The organism is Halovulum sp. GXIMD14794, from assembly GCF_054457455.1.
Map to the genome: position 1 here is coordinate 1 of NZ_JBTLNF010000004.1, position 25,377 is coordinate 25,377.

Here is a 25,377-nt window from a genome sequence, read left to right on the forward strand (position 1 = left end):
AACGACGTGTTCTTGACCACCGAATACGGCTCGATCCAGTCCAGCCGCTTCCCCTGCTCCCCCCAGAACCCCGAAGGGTCCGAAACCGACGAAGCGTACATCTGCTCGTACGTCGCGGCCGAGATCCCGCCGCTCCGCGCGCTTTCCTCGCGCTCCAATACCGTGCTGCTGTCGTGAAGACCCGATGTCACGTCCATTCCCTCCTATGGCGTGTTGTGTCTTGCGCGTCGTCGCGCGCTTCTCTTCACACACATTCATACACGGAATTGATAATTGTGTCAGAAGCAATTGTTTTATATCAGTTTTTTTGTAAATACTTTTCGAAGACGTCAGAAAATTGGTAAACTTTCTTACAGAGCCCCCTCGAGATCCTCGTGTTTTCAAGGTGTTTCCGCATTTCGCGCAGCAAAGAGCAAAGGCCATCGCGCCCCGGCAACGCCCCCGTAAGGTGACCCAAGGTCAGCTGCTGGTCGGTGTGAGAGGAAAGTCAGAGATCGTGCGCCGCGATCAGAAGCGGACCGCCCGGCGCAAGGCCGGGCGATTCCGTCATTGCACGAAGTTCGGCATGATCCAGCGCGGCAGCGCGAGGATCAGGTCAGGCATCAGGATGATGATCAGCAAGACGATCAGCATCGGTAGCAGGATCACCACCACGTCGCGCAGCGCATCGACGAGCCGGATCTGTCCGATCGACGCGGCGATCAGCAGGCACAGGCCGTAGGGCGGTGTGACAAGTCCGAAGGCGAGACTGATGACGCCGATGATCGCGAAATGGATCGGATGCATGCCGACATGTTGGGTCACCGGGAACAGCACGGTGCCGAGGATGATGATCGCAGGAATGGCGTCAATGAACATCCCGATCAGCAGGAACGCGAGCGCACTCATGATGCCGATGCCGACGATGCCCAGGCCCATCGCCTCGATCTGGTCGACCAGCGCCGCCGGTATCTTGAAATATGCCAGGCACCAGCCGAAGGCCGAGGCGGTGCCGATGCAGAACAGCGTGATCGCAGCGAAGCGCGCGCTGTCATAGAGCACCTTGGGCAGCTCCGCCGGCTTGATCGAGCGATAGACGAAGACACCGAGGATGAGCGAATAGATCACAGCGACGACCGATGCCTCGGTGGGCGTGAAAAATCCGCCGACGATGCCGCCGACGATGATCAGCGGCGTCATCAGTGCGAGCGTCGCGCCCGCCACCGCTCTCATCAGTTCCCAGAAGGTCGCGCGGACGTGGATCGGGTAGCCTCGGCGCTTGGCATAGATGTAGACCGTCAGCATCTGGCTGCCGGCGATCAGAATGCCGGGCACGACGCCCGCCAGGAACAGCCCGCCGATCGAGACCGACATTAGACCGCCCCAGACGACCATCAGGATCGAAGGCGGGATGATCACGCCCATCACGCTGGAACAGGCGGTGATCGCGACCGCGAACGAGCTGTCGTAGCGCTCCTTCTTCATCTGCGGGATCAGCAACGAGCCGATCCCCGCCGCATCCGCTGTCGACGAGCCTGAGATGCCCGCGAAGAGCATCGAGACGACGACGTTCACATGCCCCAGCCCGCCGGGCAGATGGCCCACCATGGCGCGTGCCAGCCGGATTAGCCGGTCGGTAATGCCGGAATGGTTCATCAGGTTCGCAGCAAGCAGGAAGAATGGCACCGCCAGCAACACAAAGGCGTTGTAACTCTTGAACATTTCCCGCATCAGCAGGACCGGCGTCAGGCGCTCCTCGATGAAGAAGACCGGCACCACGGCCAGCCCCAGCGCGAAGGCCACCGGCACACGCAGGAAGACCAGAAGGCCGAAGGTCCCGAACAGGATGGCGGCGACTTCACCGGGCCCCATTTGCGTCTCCGTGACGAAGTTCAGTGATGTCGTTCCAGATCCGTTCCAGCGTGAAGACGGTCCAGGTCGCCCCGGCAATCGGCCAGGCGATGTAGATAGCAAGCATCGGCAGACCCGCGATTTCGGACACCTGCCGCGAACCGAGCACCCCGAAGTCCCAGCCCCACCAGAGGAAGGACAGGGCCATGAGCAGGATGGCGAGGTTGACGAATAGCTTCGAGACGAACTCCAGCTTCGGGCTCGAGCTGTGCGGCAACACGTCCACGTCGAAATGCGTGCCGTCGCGCACCGCGATCATGGCGCCCAGCAGAATGATCCACACGAAGCAGAAGCGTGCGATCTCCTCGGTCCAGATATAGCGCGGAATGATGCCGGTGTATCGGCTGAGGATCTGCATCGCCACCGGTATGATCAGCGCCCCCATAAGCACAGTGATAAGGACCTGCAGAAAACGATAGTAGCCGTCGAGCAACCAGCGCATGGCGCCTCGCATCCGGTTTCGCGTTTCAAGGGGAAAACCGGCCCGCAGCGCGCAGAGCGCCGCGAGCCGGCAGGGAGGTTACTCGACCGCCTCGATGGCCTCGAGAACGTCAAGCGCGCCGAGCTCCTCGGCATAAGCGCGCTTCACGGGGCCGGCGAGCTCCAGAAGCTTGTCGCGTTCGGTGAACTCGTGGGTCTTCAGGAGTCCCGCCTCTTCCATCGCTGCCAGCTTCTCGCTGTCCTGTCCGCTCTCGATCTCGCGGCCCAGCTTGCCGCCTGCCGCACCGGCCTCAAGCACGCAAGCCTGCTCTTCCTCGGTAAGCCGTTCGAAGGTCGCCTCGGAGATCGCCAAGGGCCGAACGGTGATCGCGTGCTGGGTCAACGAGATATCCGGTCCGACCTCGTAGAACTTCATCTGCTCGATGCCCGCCGCCTCGTTCTCGGCGGCGTCGATCACACCGGTCTGGATGGCGTTGTAAACCTCGGAGTAGGCGATGACCGAAGGGGCGGCATTGATCGCCTCGAAGATCCGCGTCTGGATCGGCGCGCCCATCACGCGCATCGGCAGCCCCTCGAGCTCGGCCATGTTGGTGATAGGACGGTTCACGATCAGGTTGCGGGTGCCGCCACCGGCATAGCCGATCAACCGGACGTTGGCCTGCTCGAGGACATCTTGCGCTAGCGGCTCCAGCGCGCCCTGCTCGATCGCGGCATTCCAGTGATCGAGGTCACGGAACAGGAACGGCATGTCCATCAGCGGCGCCTTCTGCGAGAAGGTGGACATGTGCGAAGGACTGACGATCGCGTAATCGACCGCGATGCCCTGACTCATGTTCTCGAAGTAATCCTTCTCGAGCCCCAGCTCGGAATTCAGGTGCAGATCGAACGTCAGCGATCCGCCCGAACATTCGCCTGCCACCCGCTCGAATTCGCGGAGCGCCTTGGTAAAGGCGTGATTCTCGTCGAACTGCACGGCGCCGACCAATTCCGTCGCAAAGGACGGGACCGCCGTCAGTGCAAGTAGGCTGCACCCTGCCGCGGCTTTCGCGATGTAGTTCATGTCATTCCTCCCAACTCACGAAATCGTCGCAGTTCAGGCTGCGACCTATTGTGAATGGTAGTATGGTATTAAGTTGAAATGCCGCGCAACACCTGATTTTCTAGCGCGGCCAATCAGCGAGCCGATCGGAGCGAGATTATGACTCACACCAGCTACAAGCTTCCGGAATTCAACGATAAATCGGTTCTCATTACCGGTTCCTCGACCGGAATCGGCGCAGCCCTCGCGCGGGCGTTCGCAGCACAGGGAGCGCGGGTCGGAATCCACTACAACTCCAGCAAGGACGCCGCCGAGGCTGTCGCAGCAGAGATCGCTGAGGCGGGCGGAACCGCCACTCTTGTCCGCGCGGACGCCAGCGACTCCGATGCCATTGCGGGCGCCGTGGAGCAGGTCGCCGAAACCTTCGGCGGACTTGACGGGCTGATCAACAATGCCGGCGGCATGGTCAAGCGCATTGCCTACGAAGCGGCGACCGATAAGGACTACAACGAAGTGATGGACCTCAATGCCCGATCCATCATCGCCGCCTCGCGCGCCGCCCTGCCCCATCTCAAGAAGCGGGGCGGATTCGTGATCCACACCACTTCGGTCGCTGCGCGAAACGGCGCCAGCGGCGGTGCGGGGCTCTACGGCTCGTCCAAGGCATTCGTGTCGAACGTGACGCGCGGCATGGCGAAGGAGTGGATAGGCTACGGGATCCGCGTGAACGCCGTCGCACCCGGCGTCATCACCACGCCCTTTCACGAACGCTACTCGACTCAGGAACAGCTGGACGCAATGCGCGCCACAGTTCCGCAGGGGCGGCTCGGCGTGGCGGAGGATTGCGTGGGTGCCTACCTGTTCCTCGCGTCGGACGAGCTGTCCGGATACATCATCGGCCAGACGATCGAGGTGAACGGCGGCCAGCTTATGCCTTAAGCCTTCCTTCGAGGATCGCCGATTGCCCGGACCATAGCCCCACCGGATTTTCCAGATGTCATCCATTCCTCAAGAGACCACCACCCGCGCCGCCGCCGACCGGCTGTCCACCTTCTGCGTCGACGTACTGCGTGCGTCCGGGGCGGATCAGCCAACGGCGGACGCAGCCACTTCCGCCATGATGCACGGCTCGATCCACGGCGTGGACAGCCACGGCGTCCGCCTACTCGCGCACTATGCCAAGGCGATGCAGGGGGGCCGGGTCAACGGAACGCCATCGCTCGACTTGCGCCGCATAAAACCAGGTTCGGCGCTGCTCGACGCCGATCACGCGCACGGGGCGCGCGCGACATACACCGCGACGGACCACGCCTGCGACATGGCTGCCGAGACGGGAATTGCGGCAATCGGAATCCGCAACAGCTCGCACTTCGGGCCTGCCGGGGCCTATACCTTTCACGCGGCCCGCAATCGCGGAATGCTGGCGTTCTGCGTCTGCAACTCGGACAGCTTCGTGCGGCTCCATGACGGGGCGACACGCTTTCATGGAACCAACCCGATTTCGGTCGCAGTGCCAAGTGGAGAGGAAAACCCCTGGCTGCTCGACATGGCTACCAGCGCGGTGCCCTTCAACAGAGTCCAGCTCTACCGCTCGCTCGGCACTCCGCTGCCGGAAAATGTCGCGTCGGATTCGGAAGGCACAGATAGCACCGATCCGCACGCGGCCGAGATGCTGGCCCCGCTTGGCGGCGCGTTCGGTTTCAAGGGCGCGGGACTTGGCGGCGTTGCAGAGATCCTTTCCGCAGTACTCACCGGCATGCGCCTGAGCCCTGAAATCATGCCCATGGGCGGTCCTGACTTCGCGACCCCGCGCGAAATGGGCGCCTTTGTCCTTGCGATCGACCCAGACGGCTTCATCGGCGCGCCCCTTGTCCGCGAAGCGATGCAGCGTTACCTCGCACTCCTGCGCGAATCTTCGGCGCGGCCGGGCCTCACTGTCATGGCCCCCGGCGACCGGGAGTGGGCGGTCGCCGCCAAGCGGCGCCGTCACGGGGTCCCCCTTGACCCGATCACGATCGAGGACTTCGGCAGACTGTCGGAGGAGTTTGGGCTTCGTCCCCCGTTCGATTGATCCTCCGCGGGAGCAAGTAGTTCAGCGCAATTGGCGAGGCATCTGTATGGTAGTATGCTAGATGCGCCAACAGATCGGATTCCAACCCTTGCCCACACTCCCTTCTGAGAAACCGTCGCCCCAGTTGCCGGGTTGGGCCAGGCCCATCACCACCGACAAGCCGGTCGCGCTGCAACTCGTCTCGATCCTGCGCGACGCGATCCTGCATTGCGAGTTGATCCCCGGCCAGCGCCTGTCCGAGCAGGAGATCGCAGACACAATGGGCCTGTCGCGGCAACCGGTGCGCGAGGCCTTCATCCGTCTCTCCGGAGAAGGCCTGCTTGCCGCGCTTCCGCAGCGCGGCACGTTCGTCTCGCGCATATCGACGGCCGAAGTGCTCGACTCACGCTTCGTCCGGGAGGCGGTCGAAGCAGACATCGTGCATCTCGCAACCCGCAGGGCCGACACCGCGCTCTTCGACCGGCTGGACGCGCTGCTGGAGGCCCAGTCCGCGATCACGACCGGCGACGCGCTGCGCTTCACCGCCCTCGACGAGGACTTCCACCGCACCCTGGCAGAGGCCGCCGGCAAGACCCGCGCCTGGGTCCATATCCAGGGTCTGAAATCGCAAATGGACCGGGTCCGCTTCATGGTCGCCGCCGACATGCCGACCCGCGAACTCGTCGCCCAGCACACCCGCGTGGTCGAAGCCATAAAGGCCGGCGACGAGGATCGCGCAGAAGCCGAAATGCGAAATCACCTGAACCAGATACTGCGGGACCTGCCGAAGATCATGGCCGCCCACGCCGACTACTTCACGGATCCATCCGGCGAGTTCGATGTTTAGCGTCAGGAGTGTTCACGGTGCTGGCGGACAATTTCTAGACGGTCTCAGCTCGCCTCAAGGTGCTGGCAGACTATTTCTAGCCAGTCTCAGTTTGCCGCCATACACATGAACTTACCCGGAACAAAGCACTCGCCACTCTACGAGAGCTGCGGTTCGCTGGGACTTGAAATTTCTTCGACTAGTAAGGCTGCGTTCCCAGGTGAAATGGCTGGAGACGGAGGCGTGGACGGCGGCGAACTTCTGTAGACTTCGCATGCGCCTGAACCGGAGCATCGCCCGTTCGCGTCGTCGGAATGGCAGGTGCGAATTCTCCGCCCTGTTGTTCGCCCAGCGACCTGCTTCCTGGCGATGGGCAGAACCGATATCCTTCAACGCGGCGCCGTAGGAACGTAGCCCGTCAGTCACGATGATCTCGGGATGGCCGCGCTTGCGCATTGCTTTCTTTAGGAATTTTATCGCGGCTTTCTTGTCGCGCGTCTTGGTGACAAAGCTTTCCAGCACTTCGTCTTCGTGATCGACAGCCCGCCAAAGAAAGTGCCGCTCTCCATTTATCTTCACGAAAATCTCGTCGAGATACCAGCGCCACCTGCTTGAATTCATGCCTTCGATGCGTCGCTTTCGGATCTGGGCGGCGAACATCGGATCGAAACTGTGCCACCAGTATCGGACCGTCTCGTGGTGTCCTAGCCCCCTAAACCTGTGCCAGTACATTGGCCTTGAGAGGGGGATTGGGCATGGCGAGGACAGTTGCTATCGGCAGCTGCCTTGCGCCATGGCCCCGCTGGCGTCACTGTGCAAATCTTCTGCAAGAACGCACCGAACCAACCTCCTTGGAACCTATTTGAGAGGTCTTTGCGCCTTTGGCCAAGCCAAGTGATTCCAGCGGATATGAGTGTCGAGTTCATAAGGCTGGAAGAAATTGGTCGCGAACGCTTTCATGATAGACTCGTTCTTACAGAGCTTGGCGGAGCCTTTCTTCCGGATGGATTGGATGAAGAGGATAACCCTGCACCGGATCGAGGGCGAGCAGGGCTACTTAGTCAGAAAGACTATGCTCGCAGCTGGGATGTCTACCGTAAGGATGGGTCTGACTTTCGAATGGAGAACTGTCTAATTCTGGTCGGAGAGTGCGCAAAAACCTAAAAGGGCTCGAGAGGTGACCACCTAGGGTGCTAGTTATAGCGCAGCATGCCTTATCTTACTTCCCCCATGTGCTGCCTTAGGCTCCAGAATCATCGTGTTTCAGAGCCAGAACAAGACGGTTGCTGCGAGCATGTAGGCGAACAAACTCCAACCCGAGGCCCGATTTGAGCCTACCGATCTGACCTCTTTCCCCGAGAACATAAGTAGAACACGGCAGATTCTGTATAAGCCATTTATATGTTGGAAATTTTTTCCTTGCGTTTGACTGATGGCAATCCCATCTCTTTTCTACCCGCCGTTCATTGCCAGATCTGGCATCCAAACGACGGGTCGAACGGTAGCGAAGGAGCCGTTCGCTGATCAGGTCACCTGATCCCTCGTGAGCGACCCAGAGGGTCCTGCTTACGCATCAACGGAGAAACCGCGGTGTTCCGCACCGCACGAGAGTTTCGAAGGAGCCTTCCGGGCTGTCCGGCGGGCGTGGTGCATGAGGAGGACCAACTGTGCCGAATGCGAAGACCGAGGCGAAGAGCCCACCCCTGCCGGATACGCTCCGGCTCAAGATCACCTACCGTAAGGTGGCGGATCTCAAACCCTTTACCGGGAATGCCCGCACACATGTCCGTCGTCAGATGAATTGGAACACGAGCTGTTGATCTCGAACGGAGGGTCGGGCTCGTCGAGGTTTCAGTTTATGCCGCAGTCTTTCGATGCAGCAAGCGGCGCTTCTCAATGGTCTTGGCTTTGATCTCCTTTCGTCGTTCGAGGATGGCTTCAGCCTTGCCGAAGTAGACATCGGCGGGGGTGAGATTGCTCAAGCTCTCGTGATAGCGGTGGTGATTGTAGTGGTCGATGAAGGTCGCCACGGCTTCCTCGAGCGCCCCGGGCAGGTAGTAGTTCTCCAGCAGGATGCGGTTCTTCAGGGTCTGGTGCCAGCGCTCGATCTTGCCCTGGGTCTGAGGGTGCCGGGGAGCGCCGCGGACGTGATCCATGCCTTCGTCAGCGAGCCAGTCGGCCAACTCGCCGGAGATCTAGCTGCTGCCATTGTCGCTGAGCAGCCGAGGCCGGTGGGCGACCGTGGCCCGGTCGCAGCCCGAGGCGACCAGGGCATCTTCCAGCGTGGCGGTGACATCCGACGCCTTCATCGTGGTGCAGAGCCGCCAGGTGATGATGTAGCGGCTATAATCGTCGAGGATCGTCGACAGGTAGAACCAGCCCCAGCCGACGACCTTCAGATAGGTGAAGTCGGTTTGCCAGAGCTGGTTCGGCCGGGTCGTCTTTTCGTGGAACTCATTCGCCGCCTTGATGACGATGAAGGCCGGGCTGGTGATCAGGTCGTGGGCCTTCAGGATCCTGTAAACGCTGGCCTCAGACACGAAGTAGCGTCGGATACCTGCCGATCAACAATCGCGCCGAGAGCCTCACCGAAATCAACGACGCCATGGATCGTATCGCCGCCGCCATTGAAGGCGGGATCGCCGGCGCAAGAGCACAGCGCATCCAAGGCGGCGGTGGCGGCGCTACTCGCCTCCTTGCGTGTTTCAAAGGGGCGGAGATCAAAATCGAGACCTCGCCTGTCACGCGCGGCGTCGTCCACGACCCTGAAACCCGCGAAGTGTCCGAAGCCGTCGAGGATGAATTTGGCTACGCGGAAATGCAGGTCGTCGCCTTCGAGGATTTGTTCGGCGGCAAACTACACGCTGCTGTTGATCGCCAGCACCCGCGCGATCTCTACGATGTCAAACTGCTCTACGAGAATGAAGGGCTGACGGACGATCTCTTCCGCACATTCCTGATCTATGTCGCCAGTTCACCGCGCCCTGCGCACGAACTCCTGAACCCGAACCTGATCGATCTCGACCAGCCCTATGCGAAAGAATTCGAGGGGATGACCAAGACCGCCGTCGCGCTCGACGAGCTTCTTGCAACCCGCAAGCGACTGATCGCGGACATCCAGTCCCGCTTCAACGAGGACACCAAGCGGTTCCTGCTCAGCCTGCATGACGGCACGCCCGAATTCGGCGCCATTGGCCGCCCGCAAGCTGCCGACCTGCCTGCCGTAAAATGGAAGCTGCTAAACCTGAACAAGCTAAAGGACGAGAACGCGGACAAACATGCCGCACAGCGGAGCGAGCTCGAAGCGCTCTTCGGCTAGACGCGACCAGTGGGACAGACGACGAGTATGCGGGCGGCACGCGGCGACGTAAGTAGACCTGACGAATTGAAGGTAGACACAAACAACGATCAGACCGCAGCGGTACCCGCACGATGATCACCATGGCGATCGGCAACACGCGCCTGAACGCACCACGAAAAAGACGGACAAGGCCCCCCTGCCATCACCTAAGGCAACGCATTCAAGCGCTGTGATTTCACCAGCGGCCTGCTACAGTGCCGCCATGCGTATCCTGTTCGTTTGCACCGCCAACAAGCTGAGGAGCCCGACGGCAGAAGATGTCTTTCGGGATTGGCCGGGTATTGAAGCGATCTCGGCAGGGACAGATTCAGAAGCACCGCGCCCTTTGAGCAAGGAGCTCGTTGAATCCGCCGACATGATATTCGCGATGGAAACCCACCACCGCGACCGCATCCGGAAGAAGTACAAGAAGCGCCCGCCCGACAACCGCATCATCACGCTGCACATCCCTGATGAGTACGAGCGTGGCGACCCCGAGCTTGTCGAGCTGTTGAATGAAAAAATCGAGCCTCGATTATACGCGCGTTCAACGGAATAACGAACTTGTCGTATCTGCTGATGACGGCGGCTCAGGGTTCACGCATCATGCGGCCATGAAAGCATGGATCATCAGATGGAGCTGGATCGGCGACCATGCGGCGGTGGAACAGCCCATCGTTGCAGTCCTGCGTGCAAGGACATCTGCTGAGACCGTAAGAAAACACGTAGAGCTATTGTACGTTGCGCAGCAGTGCTTGCGCGATCAGATCGATATGGCGCGTTACAACAAGCCTCGGGAAAATCCGTATCCGGCGGAATTCGCCGAGAAGCGCGGCGATGTCATCACCTGTGGACACAACCCGTATCTGGAAGCGTTCCTTGCGGACGATGTCCAAGTCATCGTTTCGGAAGAAGGCGCGGAAGAACTCATCTACAAGAGACGCAAGCCACCGATCAAAGCGCACCAAGCCATCGCGCGAGAAAGCGACGAGAGCAACGCCGCTTCCGTGGGATCAAAACTAGGTACGTTGCAGCCCCAGCAGGTACCGCGTCTCATGAAGAGCGCGGCTGTACTTGATACCCAGAGCGGTGAATTCGGCATCTATGTCTGCATTGAGCCGCCTGGGGCTGCCCGACAGGAACTCGTTGGTATTTGACGACGCAAAGATGATGTCGCCCGAATGACCCAGCGCTCGGAGCTCGCCAGCTGAGGAAGAGACCAGCGGTTTCCTGATCGATATCGAAGGCGACTTGGCGGGAATCCTAAGCCTCATCCAGACAAGCAAAAAGGCCGTCGGACTAACGCCAGACGACCTCATGCAAATTAAGCTGGTTGCGGGGGCAGGATCACAACACTGCTTGGCGCGTGTCAATCTAATGTAGGATGAAGAGCGGCTGGAAGCACGGTAGGACGCTGTGCGCACTGGCAGGCGCAATCCGCCGGCAGGCAGACGTCCCTGCACTATTCGCCGCCTAGCACTCACAGCAACCGGATCATAGCTCCCCGGCATCGTGAAGGACGTCGCCGGCACCACGCTCTGCAGCTACTTCACCGAGTTCGGCCCGACGCAGATCTCGGTCGAGTTCCCGCTCGGCACGGCCGGGACCAATGTGCAGGGCATGGTCCGTGAGATATTGCGCGCTATCGAGGACAACCTGCTCGGCGAAAGCATGTCGGGCGTGCATGCGTTGGTGAGCCCGGAGTTCTTCGACGAGCTGATCAGCCATGCCAAGACTGAGGAGGCATACAGGTTCTACGTCGCGACCGGCGCTCAGCCGCTGAGCCAGGAAGTGCGCCGGAACTTCCCTTTAGCCGGCATCCTCTTCGAGGAGTACACCGGCACCGTCACGCTGTCGACGAAGGCTACGGAGCGTCTGATCCCCGCGGGTGAGGGCATCGCCTTTCAGCTGGGTACCGCAGACACCTTCGCCATCTATGACGGGCCCGCGAACCTGCTGGAGACGGAGAACACGATCGGTCTGACGGGCAACAAGCGCCCGAAACGGGCGATCCGGCTGCATTCATCGAACTGATCCCGAAGACTGCCTTTGCCGCCGCCCTGGACCGGATCTTCGGGCATGCCGACATGGCCACGGAGGCCATCTGGATCTCCGCGCCACCTCGGAGGAGCGCACGGTCCGGGCCATTGCCCGGGCGCCGGACCGGATCACTGGCTTCGGGGATGCCCGGATCCTCTCCGACACCACGACCATCGACGTCCGTGTCGGAGAGTTGCCGGCCCCCCACCCGGGCGACCTGATCGTCCTCGGCGCCTACAGCTTCGTGGTTCAGGGTGAGCCCATCCGGGATCGCGAGCGGCTGATCTGGACGCTCGATCTGAGGCCGGCATGAGGCTGAAGCTGGAAATCATGCCCGATCTCTTCACTGCCGTGGCGGCCGAGATCGCGGCTGGCGAGAAGGCGGTGAGTGCCGCAATGCGCGAAGCCGGAACCGGGTTGAAAACCGCCTGGCGCGGCCAGATCAGCGGTGCCGGGCTCGGCCGCCTGCTCGCGAACTCGATCCGGAACCAGACCTATCCGAAGTCGGGTGAGAGCCTGAGCGCAGCGGCGCTGGTCTGCTCGAAGGCAACTGAGATCGTCGGCACGCACGACACCGGTCCGCTGATCCGTTCGAAGGACGGGTTCTGGCTGGCGATCCCTCTGGAGGCGGCAGGGAAATCCCTTAGCGGAGGGCGGATCACGCCGGGCGAATGGGAGCGCCGGCGTGGGCTGCGGCTGCGCTTTGTCTATCGCAGGCGGGGACCAAGCCTGCTTGTGGCTGACGGCCAGCTAAACACGCGAGGTCTGGGCGTGGCGTCGCGATTGAAGACCGGCCGCGGGCGGGCCTCGGTGCCGGTCTTCCTGTTGGTGCCACAGGTGAGGCTCACGAAGCGCCTCGACCTCGACCGGGACGCCAAGCGGGCGCTCGACAGCGCGCCGGGGCTGACCTTGGCGAAGTGGATAGAGGAGTCGTTTAGATAGTCTGCAGCAGCTCTGCTATGCTGCGACATCTGCATGAGATCACACTGGTCTGGTGCGTTTGCCTCGAGCTCCAGTACGTTCATCTTTTGCCTTTAACCTAGCTACATGATCTTCGAGCGTTCTTTGCTCGGACTCGGCTAAGGCTTTTTCAATATCAACTACATAGTGGTACCAATCCCGCATGAACGCATTCTTTGGGGATTCGATTAGGGTCTCAACAGTATCGGCCATCAATTCGTGGCCCCGGACCCACGAACCCACCTTCACAATGTCGAGCTCATCAATTCGCCGTGTCAGATCATCCTGAACGGCATCATTGTCTCGATTGAGGGCAAAAACCCATTGGCCATGCGCTAGCTTGTTTCGAAGGAGGCTTGGGTCAAAAACATGAGTATCGATTACTTCATACAGCTTTTTTTGGGCATTCGGTCGGAAGCTGCCGCGTTTGGCATCGAGATGGCGAAGGCCTAGTTCGACCGCCTTCTTCCAGGCAGCCGAAATTCCGTTCGACTTTTCATTCTTCACTTGCTGTATTTCATCAATTTCAAAGCCGTATGGTGTGTGCAAGACTTTGGAAAAGTTCGATTCCGCCCAAGCGCAGAACAGCAATGCATATGTCTTTGTGAACGTTGAAACACGCGCGGCATCGTTCGAGCGAAGTGCTTCATTAACGGAGCGATGCAATTGACGCATGCTCACTTTTAGGGACCGCACGTTTTCGACTTGCGCTTGGAATACGGCGAGTTTTGCTTCCTGATCCATGGACTTCCCGGGCTGTCGAAAACCTAGCAGTAGCCAGGCTCTCGACAGCCCGGAATCGAACCGGGACCTATGACCCAAGGTCATCGCCTCTGCCATATTAAGGCTACTGCCGCACGGAGAGTTATTCCGTTGGGAGGCTAATTGTCAATGATGATCAAGCTCTTGCCCCGACAGGGGTCACCGTCCATCACTCCGTCGCATAAAGGTGGCTGTTGACTATCCCTCGCCAAACCATCCTCGCCGCGCTGCACGCGCGGCTCTCGGCGCTGCCCGCGACCGCGCTCTGCGGCGACGTCCTGCCAGAGCGGGTGCCGGTCGGGGGCCTCCTGATTTTGCGCGACGGCGAGCCTGGGGAACCCGAGGTGACGCTCTCGCCGCTCTCCTACCACTACCAGCACCGCGCCGAAATCGAGCCCGTCGTGCAGAACGCCGACCGCGACGCCGCCTTCGATGTTCTCTGCGCAAGCATAGGCGCGGCGCTCGCAGCGAACCGAACGCTCGGCGGGCTCTGCGATTGGGTCGAGGCGCAAGCGCCGCGCCCCGTCGATCTGCCGGTCGAGGGGGTAGCTAGTCTGAAGGCGGCCTTCATTCCGGTTGTACTGCACTATTCGCTGAGCGACCCGCTCGGGCCGGACGCCACGGCGGATCCCGATCCCCCGGCACCGCCTCCGGAGCCCCCTTCGGAGAACTTTACCCCAAAGCGGAGGGCGCATCGAGAGCGACCGGATCCTGGTCCATCACGCGCGGGCAGGCCTCGCACGTGGCGACAGCGCTTGCCTTAGGACTTCGAATATGACGTGGCGCCCCCGCAGAGCTGGTTGCTCGCCTCCTACTGTACCCTCGAGAGCAACCTGGAGAACGACATCAGCTTCCAGCCTAGAGGCAGGTTCTACAAAATGAATGGGCCCCGGAACGGGTTCGGCGTGCATGCTCATCTCATCTGCACAGCGGATTACACGCGGACACGTTGGATCGCGCAGGGCGGCTGGTAACTCGATAGTGGCGCCAAAGCGCTCGACCTCAAGAAAATCGGACGCATCGCCCCAGGCTACAAGGCTGACATCGTGTTCCTTGACCTCGGCCATGTGAACTGGATCCTCTTCAACGATCCGGTCAACCAGATCGTCCAGACCGAAGACGGTAGCGGGGCTCGTCACGTTATGGTCGGAGGCGAGTTCGTGGTGCGGGATCGCACTCCGGTGAACGTAGACATGGCAGCACTGGCACGCGATGCAGAAGCCGCGCGTGCGCGCCTTGAGGTCGTCAATGCTGAGCGGAAAGAGCTTTTCAAGCAGCTCTCGCCCATCGTCTCGAGCTTCTGCCCGGGCCTCGCCAAGGAACCCCACCATATCCACAGGTTCGCAGCGCATTGATCTTGCAACGTTGTCTTCGGGCGCCGGGAATGAAACCCCAGCACTCTTAGCCCCTAGGAAACTTGCCTTTCCGTTTTCCGCCCCCATTCCCAAACCTGACATCAAGGCTCCTCCGCCCCCGGGGTGAAATTCGAGCCAAGGTTCTGGACGGGAGGCAGGACATGGGACGACCCAAAAAGCCGGCGCACGACAAGGCGAGGCGCCGCGAGGTATACGCTACGCCCACAGAATGGTCCGTGATTGACGCCGCCGCCGATAAGGCAGGGTTGACGGTGTCGCGATATCTCGTCGTGGCAGGGCTGCGGAAACGAGGAGGCAAGGCACAGCGCCGGTGTCCTCGCCGAGTCCGGTTCGCTGCCGGGCTCGGACGCATTCAGGCGGATCTGGAGCGTGTGGCGTCCGCCGTCGAAACCGGTGAGACCGGCGCGTCATCTGTTTTCATCCTCGCCCGCCTCGCGCGGATCGAGGCGCTACTGGCCGATTTGGTCGAGGGGGATCGCTCGTGATCCTCGGCTGGTCTCCCCACAGCACACTGCGCGACGGCAGCGCGGGGCCCCTTCTCGACTATCTTACCGGGGAGACCGTGCGGAAATCGGTTGGCGGAACCGCCCGCATCACGTGGCGCGATCCGCTGCCCGAACCGCTTGTCGGCAGCGCCGCCGTCGTCCGGCAGACGATCGAAGTGCTTCCGTTCAAGTGCAGCTACAATGCGGCGACGCTGAGTTTCGCAGCCACGGATATCCCGGTGCAGGAGTTCAACGCGGGACGAGGCCCACATCGGGACCGGGTCGGGCGCATCCTGCGCCTGTTCCTCGACATCGCATTCGTGGGCATCGCGCCTGTGCATCGCCCGCCGATCTTCGCGAACACTCACACGCATACCGGACGTCTCGAGGTCAACGTTGTGCTGCCCCGCATGGTGCTGCGACCGGGCGCATCCGGCCCCGCGCAGATGATGGCGTTCAATCCCCATCCGCCCGGAAAAGCGAGCCTTCGGCTGTGGGACAGTTTCACCGACACGGTCAACGGATCCTTCGGCTACGCCGACCCCCGCGGCATCGACCATCTGCGCCTCGTTGGCCTCCCAGACTGGCAACTGAAAGCCGCGGCGGAGGCCAGCCGGCACGGCCTCGGCGCCCTTCCCGACCAGCGCACCCAACTCGCCGCACATGCCTTGACGCTCTACGAGTGTGGTGCGGTATCCGATCGCGCCTCGCTGCTCTACGAGATGGAGTCCACTCTCTTCGACAATGGCATCGAGGTAGTCGCCGTAGCGCACTCCACGGTGACATTCGCGAACCGCCATGGCGAACGCTGGCGGATGCGCGGACACCTTTTCTCGGATGCGTTCTCGCCCGAGCATCCGGTTCACGACCTGCCGGACTACGACTACCAGGAATACCGGCGCAGCGCTCTGCGTCTCGCTCCGGAGCGGCTCTGGCGCGCACTCGAGCGCCGGACCAACTTTCACAGGCACCGCTACCGCGGCACGCATCCCCTGCCCGATCCGCACGCCACGCTGAATGCGCCACCGATGCCCATGCCGCCCCGGCACCCGGGCCATCAGCCCGAGCAGTTTCGAACCCCGATCGCCTCACGGCTTGCGACCCTCGTCGCGCGGATCGCCGAGCGCATGAACCTGTGGATAGCTGAGCGATCCGTCATCCGCCGCGTAGCCGCGATCGACCTGCGACCCTACTCCAGAATGAGACAACAGCTGGAGCGCCTCGATGACCGACACCCCACCGCACGACCTGGAGGAGCTCATATCCATCACCCGCACGCTGGCGGCGTTGATCGAGCCGCTGCAGATGCTCCTCGCCATGGAGAAGATGCCGGGCATCGGGGAGCGGCTGGACGCGCTGATGGCGGAACTGACGGCGATCAGCAGACATATGCAGCGCGCTGCGGACGTGCTGGAGCGCGCGGTCTCGCTCCAGGAGAACGACGCCTCCCGCCAGGAGGCGGTCATGCGCAGCCTCATCTTACTTCAGAGGGACATGGCAACGCTGACGGCCTGGTTTTCCGCCCCGCTGCCGGAAGCCGGGCAGAGGTGATCGTTCGCCTGAAGAAGGCGGCGTCTGCAGCGGGTATCCGGGACCTGCGGTTTCGAGCGGGGCCGGAAGATGCTTTGTCGATCTTTGTTGAAGGGGTAGTCGGGGCGGTAGACGCTCACGGGATATTCGGCCCCCAAAATGGCGGCGATACCGAAGTCCTCTCGCATCTGGCCGAGATGGCGGGACTGGGCAGCTACGCAAAACCGCCGTCCTTCAACTCTTCGCCTAAGTTCGACATCTAGCATTACTGTTTGGCGATTCCCATTAAGAGGAGTGGATCTGCCACGGCAGCACCAGTGGTTGACCGCCATGAGAAAGACTTCGACCTCGTAATCGCTTTCTCGGCGGCAATTGGCGGAGGGAAAGCGATACGCAAGAACTCCGCTCAGCGGGCAGGTTCAAATTCCGGCCACCTGCCACGTTTCACTGGGAATAGCGTCCGATACGATTGCTTTCTCTCCCTCTCGCCGGGTGCGTTGACGGCTCTGCGTTAGCCGCAGCGCCTTTGCGCAGGGCGCCTCAAGACACTGACTTGCCTCTCTTTTTCTTTCACGCCTTCGTCCTTCTGCAACCGCTGTGAGTTGCGAAGAAGGAGACGATGATGAAACCAACCTGCTTGAACCAAAAGGAACTGGCGGAACGCTGGACCATTTCGCACCGCACCCTGGAGCGGTGGCGGTGGGCCGGCGAAGGACCTGTGTACATGAAGATCGGTGGGCGCGTCGTGTACCGCATCGCCGATATCGAGGACTTTGAGCGCCAGGTCTCTGTCGGAACAGATGACTGGCAAGCGATCGACTAAAGCTTCAACACGGTTCGAGCGGCCGACAAGGCCAGAGCGACGATCACTTGGAGGATGTCCACCGAACGGTGTGCGGCAAGCGTTGCACACGATGCTTGCGTCGAAACCGGCCTGTCCCTGGGGCATAAGGCCGGTTTCGGTCTATCAACGTCTTCCAGTGGTGGCTACAATAGCTCCAACTCTCTAGGAGGTGGGCTATGCGGCACATGGCGGCACGGGATGCAAAAAACAGCTTCGGCAGGCTTATCGACACTGCTCGAGCTGAACCGGTGGCCATCGAGAAGTACGGTCGCCCGGTCGTCGTTGTAATTTCGATTGAGGAATACAATCGCCTCACTTCCCCCAAGACAATTGATGAAGGCCGTGGGGCTCCTCAATGACTGTCTTCGTTCAGAACAACGAGATCAAGCAGGGAGACTTCGTCGAGGTTCGAGGCAGGCAGTGGCTTGTCGAGACCCTCTCAGAGGAGTCTGGCGATCTCGCCACATTGGGTCTGTCGTGTATTGCCGACGATGCACAAGGCGAACAGCTTGAAGTTATCTGGGATGCCGAAATTGACGGTAGGCTGCTGGATGAGGATCGATGGAGTAGTGTCGGCCAAGGACAACCGGATAGCCCCGAAGTCCTATCTGCGCACATCCGCGCAATTCGTTGGAAATCAGCTACTGCTGCAGACCGGAACCTCTTGCAGGCACCGTTTCGAGCCGGAATTAGGCTCGACGCGTATCAGTTGTTGCCTCTTAGGAAGGCACTTCGCCTTCCTAGAGTAAATCTTCTGATTGCCGATGATGTTGGCTTGGGGAAGACTATCGAAGCTGGCCTCATCGCTAGAGAGCTGCTCTTGCGCCGCCGGATAGACTTCATTGTCATTGCGGCGCCGCCTTCCATGACCGTTCAGTGGAAGGATGAGCTCGAGGCGAAGTTCGGTCTATCCTTTGACGTTGTCGATCGAGACAGGGTTGCCGACCTAAGAAGAACAAGAGGGTTTTCGGTGAACCCATGGGCAACCGGGTCGAGGTTCATCATTTCGCATAGGCTTCTGACGGACGAAACCTATGCCGCCGGGTTGCGTGACATCCTTGGCGAATTTCGTGCGCGCGCACTTCTTGTACTTGATGAGGCCCATCACGCCGCACCTTCAGCAGGAACGCGATACGCCGTTTCGAGCCAGCTTACCAAGGCTGTGCGGGATCTCGGAGAGCGCTTTGAACACAGGCTGTTCCTTACTGCTACCCCACACAATGGGCATTCCAACAGTTTCTCGGCCTTGCTTGAGATGCTTGACCCTCAACGCTTCACCAGAGGTGTCGAGGTTCGTCCAAAGGATCTTGAACCGGTCATGGTGCGCCGCCTGAAGTCAGATCTTAGACGCCTCGGTGAGGCATTCCCTGAGAGGATCGTTGAACCAATCATCATTGACGGCCTGGCAGAGGAGTCGCCCGAACTCATGCTGGCCAACCAGCTCGCGGCCTATGGCGAGCTCAGACAAGCTCGGATCGAGAAGCTGCCAAGAGGCAAGTCAGCCATTGCGAAGCTTGCATTCGTCGGCCTCCAACAGCGGCTCCTGTCTTCGATTGCGGCCTTCCACCGCACCCTTAAAACCCACAGGTCCACTCTTCAGAAAGTTTTGGATGGCTCGGTGAGCCCTAACGTCGAAAATGCAGCGAGCAGCTTCGTTGCGCCACTTTCAGCGGAAGAGAGTGCTGAACTGAGCCTTGGTGAGGGTTCAGCAGAGGACTTTTTGGATGCCGACGAATTGGCAAGCACGGCAGCCGCCTCTGCAGCCGGCAGCATTGAAGCAACACGAGAGGAGCTCTCGGCTGAGCTTCTCGCCGTCGATGAAATGCTGGAGTTGGCAGAAAAGCACGCCGCTCGACCTGATGCTCGCATTGAATGGTTGGTCGGCTGGATCAAGGCGAACATGCTGGACGGCGAGATCTGGAATAATCGGCGTTTGATTATTTTCACAGAATGGGAAGATACGAGACGATGGCTCGAAAGACGCCTGCGCGAAAACTTTGCCGACACGGATCACGCTGATGAACGGATTGGGGTCTTTACTGGTGCCACGAACTCCGAACGTCGCGAGTACGTGAAGCGCGCGTTCAACTCGGATCCAGGCGCCGAACCACTTCGAATTCTTATCTGCACTGATGCTGCAAGGGAAGGCATCAACCTACAGACGTATTGCTCCGACCTGCTTCACTTCGACCTACCATGGAACCCGTCCCGGCTTGAGCAACGGAATGGCCGGATAGACCGGAAGCTACAGCCCGCAAAGAAGGTCTTTTGTCGCTATTTCAAGTATGCACAACGCGAGACTGATATCGTTTTGGATGCGCTGGTTTGGAAGACTGAGACTATTCGAGATGAGTTGGGATCGGCAGGAAAGGTAATTGAAGAACGCATCGCAAAGAAACTAAGCGAAGTTGGTATCGAGAAAGGAAAAGGTTCAGAGCTAGCACGCGCAATCGTTGAGGAAAGCGATGCGGAGAGGGTCAATAGAGCGCGGTCGGAGATGGACGACGATGAACTCGAGCGACACAGCCGCCTTCTGAAAGAGCAAGACGACCTTCGAGGCGTTCTGGAGCGCTCGCGCAAGAGAGTTGGTGTCGACCCAGACGACCTGAAGCGAGTTGCATCGGCAGCGTTTTCGAGAGTTGGGCTATCCCTCGACAGAGCGCGTGGACCCACCGTAGGTGAAGTCGTAACATACGATCTTGACCCGAGCGATCCTGCATTTGCCAAAGATGCAGGGTGGGACGATGCCTTCGACGATTTGCGTGTCAGGCCCCGCAAACGGGGAGAGAGAATGGCAGATTGGCGGAGGAGCGCGCCAATCCGATCGATTGCGTTCGAACCACCAATCTTGGCTGACGGGCGGGATGCAGACAACGTGGTTCAGGTGCATCTCGAACATCGTCTTGTCCGGCGTCTGCTATCGAGGTTCCTTAGCCAAGGGTTTCAATCGAACCTTTCGAGGCTATCCGTCATCGAAGGGCCAGGCGCCCAGCCAAGAGTCGTTCTCCTTGGACGCTTGGCAGTCTACGGCGCGGCAGCAGCAAGACTTCACGAGGAAATAATCCCCATTACGGCAATCTGGCGTGAGTCAGATCGGGTTACACAGAAGTTGAAACCACTGGGAGAAAGCGGCGAGGAAAATACGCTAAATCAACTTGAGGATGCGCTGCGTGAAGCACGCCCAGCGACGGAAGCAGCCCTCTCGAAAATTAGGACGCTTATCTCGCAGGATATCGCTGACTTGACTCCGGCTTTTGAGGAGCTTGCAGCTGAGCGATTGTCGAAAGTCAGGGAACAGCTAGCGAAGCGGGGCGAGGAGGAAGCGAAATCGCTTGAAGCACTGCTCGCTCAGCAGAAGACAAGGATCTCCCGAGCTGCCAGCGACTTTGATCCAAACCAGTTGACGCTGGATCTGGTTCCAGAGGAGCGAAGAGAGCGGGAAGCTGATCGAAGGCATTGGCAAGGTCGGCTGGCGCGCCTTGAGACCGAACTCGTTGAAGAGCCTAAGCGTTTGCGCGACTCCTACGAGGTGCGTGCACATCGTCTTGAGCCCGTCGGGCTCGTCTACCTGTGGCCGGCATCAGGGTGAAGTAGATGGTTTCTGAAATCAATCGGGACCCCGATCTTGAGTGGCTTGATCATGTCCAGCCGGTCGGTCTGGTCGTAGCGCCCAGTGTATTGAAGGAGCTTGGCCTAAGTCCCCTGCACCAAAGCCCTGTCGACTCTGGCGCTGTGGCGGAACTCCTGAATGCTGACCTCGATGGTCCAGCGATTACCGACCCTTGGACGTTTGTGGAGCAAGTCCTGGGATGGGAGGCCCAATATACCGCCGGTGTCTCCGGCGGCCCCGATATTCCGGACGAGCTTGTTGTGCGGCTGCCAGAGCACTCCACCACGTTGCAGCCGCATTGGGCTGTCGCGGAACTCGGTTCTTCTGACCAGCCTTGGCAGCTCCTCGTTCGCATAGAAGACCCCGGCATCGATCCCGACAAAAGGGCGACGCTTGATGGTTGGGAAGCGACTCCGCACCAACGCTTTGAGCGACTTCTGAGAGATACGGGCGTCCATGCGGGCCTGATGGTCACGGACCGCGTGATCCGTCTCGTCTATGCGCCTCGCGGCGAAACCTCCGGACATCTGTCATTTCCAATTCGCCCTCTCGCGACCGTGGCCGGGCGCCCGATGCTCGGCGGCCTAAAGCTCGTGTTGGACGGCTTCCGGCTGTTCTCGGACGCAGATGACCGCCGCCTACCCGCCCTGTTGAGAAAGAGCCGAGAGGCACAAGCATCTGTCTCGACCGAACTTGCCGGCCAGGTGCTCGGCGCTCTGCACGAACTCTTGCGTGGGCTGCATGCCGCAGATCCTGATTTCGCAAGGGAACTCGCGCGTTCCCGTCCCGACCATCTCTATGAGGGCCTGCTGACCGTCCTCATGCGGCTGGTCTTCATACTCTATGCGGAGGATCGAGATCTTCTCCCCTCCCGTTCAGACGGACGCGCAAGATCGATCTACGAAACCAGCTATTCTGTCAGAGGGCTCTACGCGCGGTTGGTCGAGGACGCCGCTCTGAACCCTGACACGATGGACGAGAGGCGTGGGGGCTGGGGGCAACTTCTGGCGTTGTTCCGTCTGATCCACGGGGGGCACCCAACTCACTTCGTTCAGGCGCGCGGTGGCAAGCTTTTCGATCCTCATGAATTCCCGTTCCTCGAGGGCCGGGCGACCAAAGAAGACGATCCTCGCGTCCTGCCGGTTTCCGATGGCTGCATCCTGCGCATCCTCGAGGGATTGATGACCCTCAAGCTGCGCGGCCAGGAGCGTGAACGCCTCTCCTACCGAACCCTCGACGTCGAACAGATCGGCTCGGTGTACGAAACCGTCATGGGCTTCACTGTCGAGGAAGCGCCCTGTCGCGTACTGGCGATCAAGGCCGGCAAGAACAACAAGACGCCGGTTTTCGTCGGGCTCGACGATCTTCTGAGCAAGACAGGCAAGGACCGGATCAAGGATCTGAAGGAAAACGTCGGGCGCTCTCTCACGACCGCGCAGGCGAGACCGGTCGAGGCCGCGACCACAGTTGAGGATCTGGCGGCGGCGCTCGACAGCATCGTCGATGAACGCGGTTCGCCCCGTCACATCGTGGCGCCAACCGGGACACCCATACTCCAGCCAACGAACGAACGGCGCCGTACCGGCAGTCACTATACACCGCGCAGCCTCACCGGGCCGATCGTAGCCCATGCGCTGGAACCGGCATTCGGGAGGCTTGGGCCGGACGCCACGCCCGAGCAGGTGCTCGATCTCAAGGTCTGCGATCCGGCGATGGGGTCAGGTGCCTTCCTCGTCGAAGCCTGCCGCGCCATCGCGGCCCGGTTGGTCGAGGCCTGGGCGCGATGGCCCGAAACGCGGCCGACAATCCCTGCTGACGAGGATGAGGAACTGCATGCGCGCCGCCTCGTCGCACAGCGGTGTCTCTACGGGGTGGACCGCAATGCTCGAGCGGTCGATCTGGCGCGGCTCTCGCTCTGGTTGGCCACGCTGGCGAAGGACCACGAGTTCACCTTCCTCGACCACGCGCTCAAGTGCGGTGACAGTCTTGTCGGGCTGACCCCGGAGCAGATCGCGGCAGCGAACTGGGATGCCTCAAAGCCTGGACTTCCATTGTTGCGCCCGCTTGTGGCCGAGCGTGTTGCTGAGGCGGACCGGGCCCGTGCTGAAATCCGGTCGGCGCCGGATGACACAATGCGCGCGATCCAGGAACAGCGGCACAAGCATGTGGAGACGCGCCTCTCCCCTGTCCGGCTACTTGGGGATGCCGTCATTGCGGCGTTCTTCTCGGCCAACAAGGCTAAGGCGCGCGAGAAGGCCCGCGCAGACGCGGAAAGCTGGTTCTCTGGCCGGCCGGCGCGCTGGGATCTGCTCGAGGCGTCTGCGAACGAACTGCGCGAGGGAGAGTACGGCATCCCCCCCTTTCACTGGGCCGTGGAATTTCCCGAGGTGTTTAAGCGTGAGAATGGCGGTTTTGACGCCATCGTGGGCAACCCGCCCTTCGCCGGCAAGAACACAATCATCAACGGCAACAAGGCGAACTATCTTCTTTGGCTCCAAGAACTCCACGAAGGCGCGCATGGCAATGCCGATCTGGTTGCGCACTTCTTCAGGCGGTCCTTTTCGATGCTACGTCAAGGCGGAGTGGCAGGCCTCATTGCCACGAAGACGATCGGCCAAGGTGACACACGGGCATCAGGGCTTGAACCCATGCTCTCTGACGGTGCAACCATCATTCGCGCAACCCGCCGTCTAAAATGGCCGGGCGAGGCCGCGGTGGTCGTGTCGGTCGTGCACTTTGTAAAGGGCCCTGCTGGACAGGCGATCCTTGACCAAGCCCCCGTAACCCGAATTTCCGCGTACCTAGCGGAAGGGGATCTTGATTCCTCACCCTTATCATTGGCTGAAAACTCCAAGATCGCATTCCAAGGATCCGTAATTCTCGGAATGGGCTTTACATTCGATGATGTGGCCGCAGCAAAGGGCGAGGCAACAAGCCTAGAGCGTATGAATGAGATAGTCGCGGCTCGGCCAAGCGCCGCTGAAGTCATCTATCCCATGATCGGCTACCACGAAGTGAGCAATGATCCACGACACAGCCACTTCCGCTATGTAATCAATTTCGGAGACATGAGCGAACAAGAGGCGCGCTCAAAACACCCAGAACTACTTGAGATTGTTGAGCGGCTCGTGAAGCCGAAGAGAGATAAAGACAAACGAGCCGCGCGTCGCGAGAGATGGTGGCGTTTCGGGGATCGGCAGCCAGGCCTATACCATGCCGTAGATGGATTGCCTTTTGTTTTGGCTACAGCCAGCCAAGCAGCCAGTCAGTTCTCAATCGGCAGAATCGAGAACCGTTATGTCTACACCTCGAATCTCAATATTTTTGCTTTCTCAAGCTTGGCTGCATTTGGCGCGATGCAATCAAGAGTTCATGAAAACTGGGCTCGTGATTTTTCGTCAACCATGGGCGAAGGGCTGGCTTACGCACCTTCTGATTGCTTTCGTAACTTTCCTTTCCCCGACGGATTTGAGGACAATCCGATGCTCGAAGAGGCCGGGCAAGCGTATCATGACTACCGTGCCGAGATGATGATCGCTCGAGATGAAGGCCTCACCAAGACCTACAACCGCTTCCACGACCGCGGACAGAACGCTTCTGATATTGCCCGTCTACGAGAACTACATGCCGAGATGGATGCCGCCGTCCTGCGCGCCTACGGCTGGGACGACCTCGCGGATCGCGCACATCCCGAGTTCATCGAACAGGATGCCGATGAGGGCAAACAGGCCAAGACCCGCTTGGACTGGCCCTCCGAGTTCAAGGACGAGGTCCTCGCCCGCCTCCTCGCTCTCAACGCCGAACGCGCCGAGGCCGAACGCGCTGCAGGTCTGACCGCCTCGGACGAGGACGACGAAGACGAGGGAGAGGCCGCGTGACGAAAACGCTCGAGCTTTCACCGGAGGCTGCTGCCAAGATCACGGGCATGCGCTCCGGCCCCGGCTTCAACCGCTGCTGCTACATCGTGCGCAACCACCAGGACGGCACCGGTACCATCGCGCTCGACTGGTACGAGATGTCCGATGGGCGCGACTACTTCTCCTCCGACGTTTTCATGCGGACCGAGCTTGAGACCGCGTTGCAGATCGTTCGCTTGCTGAACGGACAGCTTCCGATGCGTGTTCACGCGGTCGAGCAGGAGCCGTGGCCAGACGAAGACGCATAGAAGGCTTCGCAAGAAATTC

General features: G+C 60.4%; 19 protein-coding genes and 6 pseudogenes. 18 read left to right on the forward strand and 7 right to left on the reverse strand.

Translation table 11 applies throughout. The annotated features are described in order from the left end of the window. The 4 genes from ACW9UR_RS06660 to ACW9UR_RS06675 form a co-directional block, all read right to left on the reverse strand. The coding region (locus tag ACW9UR_RS06660; RefSeq protein ID WP_458916175.1) for an acetyl-coenzyme A synthetase N-terminal domain-containing protein at positions 1–197 on the reverse strand (197 nt) is incomplete at its 3' end. A 349-nt stretch (positions 198–546) separates the two neighbouring features. After that, a complete protein-coding gene (locus tag ACW9UR_RS06665; RefSeq protein ID WP_458916177.1) occupies positions 547–1,851 on the reverse strand; it encodes a TRAP transporter large permease in 1,305 nt (434 codons plus the stop codon). Next, a complete protein-coding gene (locus ACW9UR_RS06670) occupies positions 1,838–2,332 on the reverse strand; it encodes a TRAP transporter small permease (RefSeq protein ID WP_458916178.1) in 495 nt (164 codons plus the stop codon). The genes ACW9UR_RS06665 and ACW9UR_RS06670 overlap by 14 nt, the downstream gene beginning before the upstream one ends. Before the next feature lie 78 nt (positions 2,333–2,410). After that, complete coding sequence (locus ACW9UR_RS06675; protein WP_458916179.1) at positions 2,411–3,391, reverse strand: TRAP transporter substrate-binding protein; 981 nt, start codon at positions 3,389–3,391, stop codon at positions 2,411–2,413. Between the two features lie 138 nt (positions 3,392–3,529). On the opposite strand from ACW9UR_RS06675, the gene ACW9UR_RS06680 reads away from it, so the two are divergent. The 3 genes from ACW9UR_RS06680 to ACW9UR_RS06690 all read left to right on the forward strand — a co-directional run bounded on the left by ACW9UR_RS06680 (position 3,530) and on the right by ACW9UR_RS06690 (position 6,267). Beyond that, complete coding sequence (locus tag ACW9UR_RS06680) at positions 3,530–4,309, forward strand: SDR family NAD(P)-dependent oxidoreductase (RefSeq protein ID WP_458916180.1); 780 nt, start codon at positions 3,530–3,532, stop codon at positions 4,307–4,309. 55 nt (positions 4,310–4,364) lie between these two features. Further along, the gene (locus ACW9UR_RS06685; protein ID WP_458916181.1) at positions 4,365–5,441 is read left to right on the forward strand and encodes an Ldh family oxidoreductase; all 1,077 of its coding nucleotides are present in this window, start codon (positions 4,365–4,367) and stop codon (positions 5,439–5,441) included. An 88-nt stretch (positions 5,442–5,529) separates the two neighbouring features. Continuing rightward, a complete protein-coding gene (locus ACW9UR_RS06690) occupies positions 5,530–6,267 on the forward strand; it encodes a GntR family transcriptional regulator (protein WP_458916182.1) in 738 nt (245 codons plus the stop codon). Between the two features lie 111 nt (positions 6,268–6,378). Here ACW9UR_RS06690 and ACW9UR_RS06695 read toward each other — a convergent pair. After that, positions 6,379–6,945 (reverse strand): annotated as a pseudogene (locus ACW9UR_RS06695) (IS6 family transposase); the annotation flags it as partial. Between the two features lie 1,157 nt (positions 6,946–8,102). Then, a pseudogene (locus ACW9UR_RS06700) lies at positions 8,103–8,798 on the reverse strand (transposase); the annotation flags it as partial. A gap of 2 nt (positions 8,799–8,800) precedes the next feature. On the opposite strand from ACW9UR_RS06700, the pseudogene ACW9UR_RS06705 reads away from it, so the two are divergent. The 6 genes and pseudogenes from ACW9UR_RS06705 to ACW9UR_RS06730 form a co-directional block, all read left to right on the forward strand. Further along, positions 8,801–9,565 (forward strand): annotated as a pseudogene (locus ACW9UR_RS06705) (nucleotidyl transferase AbiEii/AbiGii toxin family protein); the annotation flags it as partial. 244 nt (positions 9,566–9,809) lie between these two features. After that, entirely contained in the window at positions 9,810–10,145 is a 336-nt protein-coding gene (locus ACW9UR_RS06710; protein ID WP_458916184.1) for a low molecular weight protein tyrosine phosphatase family protein, read from the forward strand. Beyond that, on the forward strand, positions 10,102–10,743 hold the full coding sequence (locus ACW9UR_RS06715) for a hypothetical protein (protein ID WP_458916185.1): 642 nt from the start codon (positions 10,102–10,104) through the stop codon (positions 10,741–10,743). Before ACW9UR_RS06710 ends, ACW9UR_RS06715 begins: the two co-directional genes overlap by 44 nt. A 343-nt stretch (positions 10,744–11,086) precedes the next feature. Then, positions 11,087–11,620: pseudogene (locus tag ACW9UR_RS06720) on the forward strand (major capsid protein); the annotation flags it as partial. A 70-nt stretch (positions 11,621–11,690) separates the two neighbouring features. Then, a complete protein-coding gene (locus ACW9UR_RS06725; RefSeq protein WP_458917160.1) occupies positions 11,691–11,939 on the forward strand; it encodes a head-tail joining protein in 249 nt (82 codons plus the stop codon). After that, the gene (locus ACW9UR_RS06730) at positions 11,936–12,568 is read left to right on the forward strand and encodes a DUF6441 family protein (protein WP_458916186.1); all 633 of its coding nucleotides are present in this window, start codon (positions 11,936–11,938) and stop codon (positions 12,566–12,568) included. Before ACW9UR_RS06725 ends, ACW9UR_RS06730 begins: the two co-directional genes overlap by 4 nt. A gap of 39 nt (positions 12,569–12,607) precedes the next feature. Here ACW9UR_RS06730 and ACW9UR_RS06735 read toward each other — a convergent pair whose 3' ends face one another. Next, positions 12,608–13,330: a hypothetical protein gene (locus ACW9UR_RS06735; RefSeq protein ID WP_458916187.1), complete on the reverse strand. Its 723-nt coding sequence runs from the start codon at positions 13,328–13,330 to the stop codon at positions 12,608–12,610. A gap of 212 nt (positions 13,331–13,542) precedes the next feature. On the opposite strand from ACW9UR_RS06735, the pseudogene ACW9UR_RS06740 reads away from it, so the two are divergent. The 9 genes and pseudogenes from ACW9UR_RS06740 to ACW9UR_RS06780 all read left to right on the forward strand — a co-directional run. Beyond that, positions 13,543–13,956, forward strand: a pseudogene (locus ACW9UR_RS06740) (acyl-CoA transferase); the annotation flags it as partial. A 387-nt stretch (positions 13,957–14,343) separates the two neighbouring features. Next, positions 14,344–14,703 (forward strand): annotated as a pseudogene (locus ACW9UR_RS06745) (amidohydrolase family protein); the annotation flags it as partial. A 161-nt stretch (positions 14,704–14,864) separates the two neighbouring features. Next, a complete protein-coding gene (locus tag ACW9UR_RS06750; RefSeq protein WP_458916188.1) occupies positions 14,865–15,209 on the forward strand; it encodes a plasmid mobilization protein in 345 nt (114 codons plus the stop codon). After that, positions 15,206–17,002 carry a hypothetical protein gene (locus ACW9UR_RS06755; protein WP_458916189.1) on the forward strand — a complete coding sequence of 599 codons (1,797 nt, stop codon included), beginning with the start codon at positions 15,206–15,208 and terminating at the stop codon, positions 17,000–17,002. The genes ACW9UR_RS06750 and ACW9UR_RS06755 overlap by 4 nt, the downstream gene beginning before the upstream one ends. A 356-nt stretch (positions 17,003–17,358) precedes the next feature. Further along, positions 17,359–17,562: a helix-turn-helix transcriptional regulator gene (locus tag ACW9UR_RS06760; RefSeq protein WP_458916190.1), complete on the forward strand. Its 204-nt coding sequence runs from the start codon at positions 17,359–17,361 to the stop codon at positions 17,560–17,562. A 197-nt stretch (positions 17,563–17,759) separates the two neighbouring features. Continuing rightward, positions 17,760–17,942 carry a type II toxin-antitoxin system Phd/YefM family antitoxin gene (locus tag ACW9UR_RS06765; RefSeq protein WP_458916191.1) on the forward strand — a complete coding sequence of 61 codons (183 nt, stop codon included), beginning with the start codon at positions 17,760–17,762 and terminating at the stop codon, positions 17,940–17,942. Beyond that, on the forward strand, positions 17,939–21,172 hold the full coding sequence (gene drmD, locus ACW9UR_RS06770) for a DISARM system SNF2-like helicase DrmD (RefSeq protein WP_458916192.1): 3,234 nt from the start codon (positions 17,939–17,941) through the stop codon (positions 21,170–21,172). Before ACW9UR_RS06765 ends, drmD begins: the two co-directional genes overlap by 4 nt. A 5-nt stretch (positions 21,173–21,177) precedes the next feature. Beyond that, positions 21,178–25,071: an Eco57I restriction-modification methylase domain-containing protein gene (locus tag ACW9UR_RS06775; RefSeq protein WP_458916193.1), complete on the forward strand. Its 3,894-nt coding sequence runs from the start codon at positions 21,178–21,180 to the stop codon at positions 25,069–25,071. Then, complete coding sequence (locus ACW9UR_RS06780) at positions 25,068–25,358, forward strand: hypothetical protein (RefSeq protein WP_458916194.1); 291 nt, start codon at positions 25,068–25,070, stop codon at positions 25,356–25,358. Before ACW9UR_RS06775 ends, ACW9UR_RS06780 begins: the two co-directional genes overlap by 4 nt. Positions 25,359–25,377 lie beyond the last annotated feature (19 nt).

What these genes read in the sequence shown, in the direction of transcription:
- ACW9UR_RS06685 (WP_458916181.1), top strand. Translation starts at nt 4,365, where the DNA reads ATGTCATCCATTCCTCAAGAGACCACCACCCGCGCCGCCGCCGACCGG.
- ACW9UR_RS06765 (WP_458916191.1), top strand. Translation starts at nt 17,760, where the DNA reads ATGCGGCACATGGCGGCACGGGATGCAAAAAACAGCTTCGGCAGGCTT.
- ACW9UR_RS06715 (WP_458916185.1), top strand. Translation starts at nt 10,102, where the DNA reads ATGAAAAAATCGAGCCTCGATTATACGCGCGTTCAACGGAATAACGAA.
- ACW9UR_RS06760 (WP_458916190.1), top strand. Translation starts at nt 17,359, where the DNA reads ATGATGAAACCAACCTGCTTGAACCAAAAGGAACTGGCGGAACGCTGG.
- ACW9UR_RS06735 (WP_458916187.1), bottom strand. Translation starts at nt 13,330, where the DNA reads ATGGATCAGGAAGCAAAACTCGCCGTATTCCAAGCGCAAGTCGAAAAC.
- ACW9UR_RS06710 (WP_458916184.1), top strand. Translation starts at nt 9,810, where the DNA reads ATGCGTATCCTGTTCGTTTGCACCGCCAACAAGCTGAGGAGCCCGACG.
- ACW9UR_RS06670 (WP_458916178.1), bottom strand. Translation starts at nt 2,332, where the DNA reads ATGCGCTGGTTGCTCGACGGCTACTATCGTTTTCTGCAGGTCCTTATC.
- ACW9UR_RS06675 (WP_458916179.1), bottom strand. Translation starts at nt 3,391, where the DNA reads ATGAACTACATCGCGAAAGCCGCGGCAGGGTGCAGCCTACTTGCACTG.
- ACW9UR_RS06680 (WP_458916180.1), top strand. Translation starts at nt 3,530, where the DNA reads ATGACTCACACCAGCTACAAGCTTCCGGAATTCAACGATAAATCGGTT.
- ACW9UR_RS06750 (WP_458916188.1), top strand. Translation starts at nt 14,865, where the DNA reads ATGGGACGACCCAAAAAGCCGGCGCACGACAAGGCGAGGCGCCGCGAG.
- ACW9UR_RS06665 (WP_458916177.1), bottom strand. Translation starts at nt 1,851, where the DNA reads ATGGGGCCCGGTGAAGTCGCCGCCATCCTGTTCGGGACCTTCGGCCTT.
- ACW9UR_RS06775 (WP_458916193.1), top strand. Translation starts at nt 21,178, where the DNA reads ATGGTTTCTGAAATCAATCGGGACCCCGATCTTGAGTGGCTTGATCAT.
- drmD (WP_458916192.1), top strand. Translation starts at nt 17,939, where the DNA reads ATGACTGTCTTCGTTCAGAACAACGAGATCAAGCAGGGAGACTTCGTC.
- ACW9UR_RS06730 (WP_458916186.1), top strand. Translation starts at nt 11,936, where the DNA reads ATGAGGCTGAAGCTGGAAATCATGCCCGATCTCTTCACTGCCGTGGCG.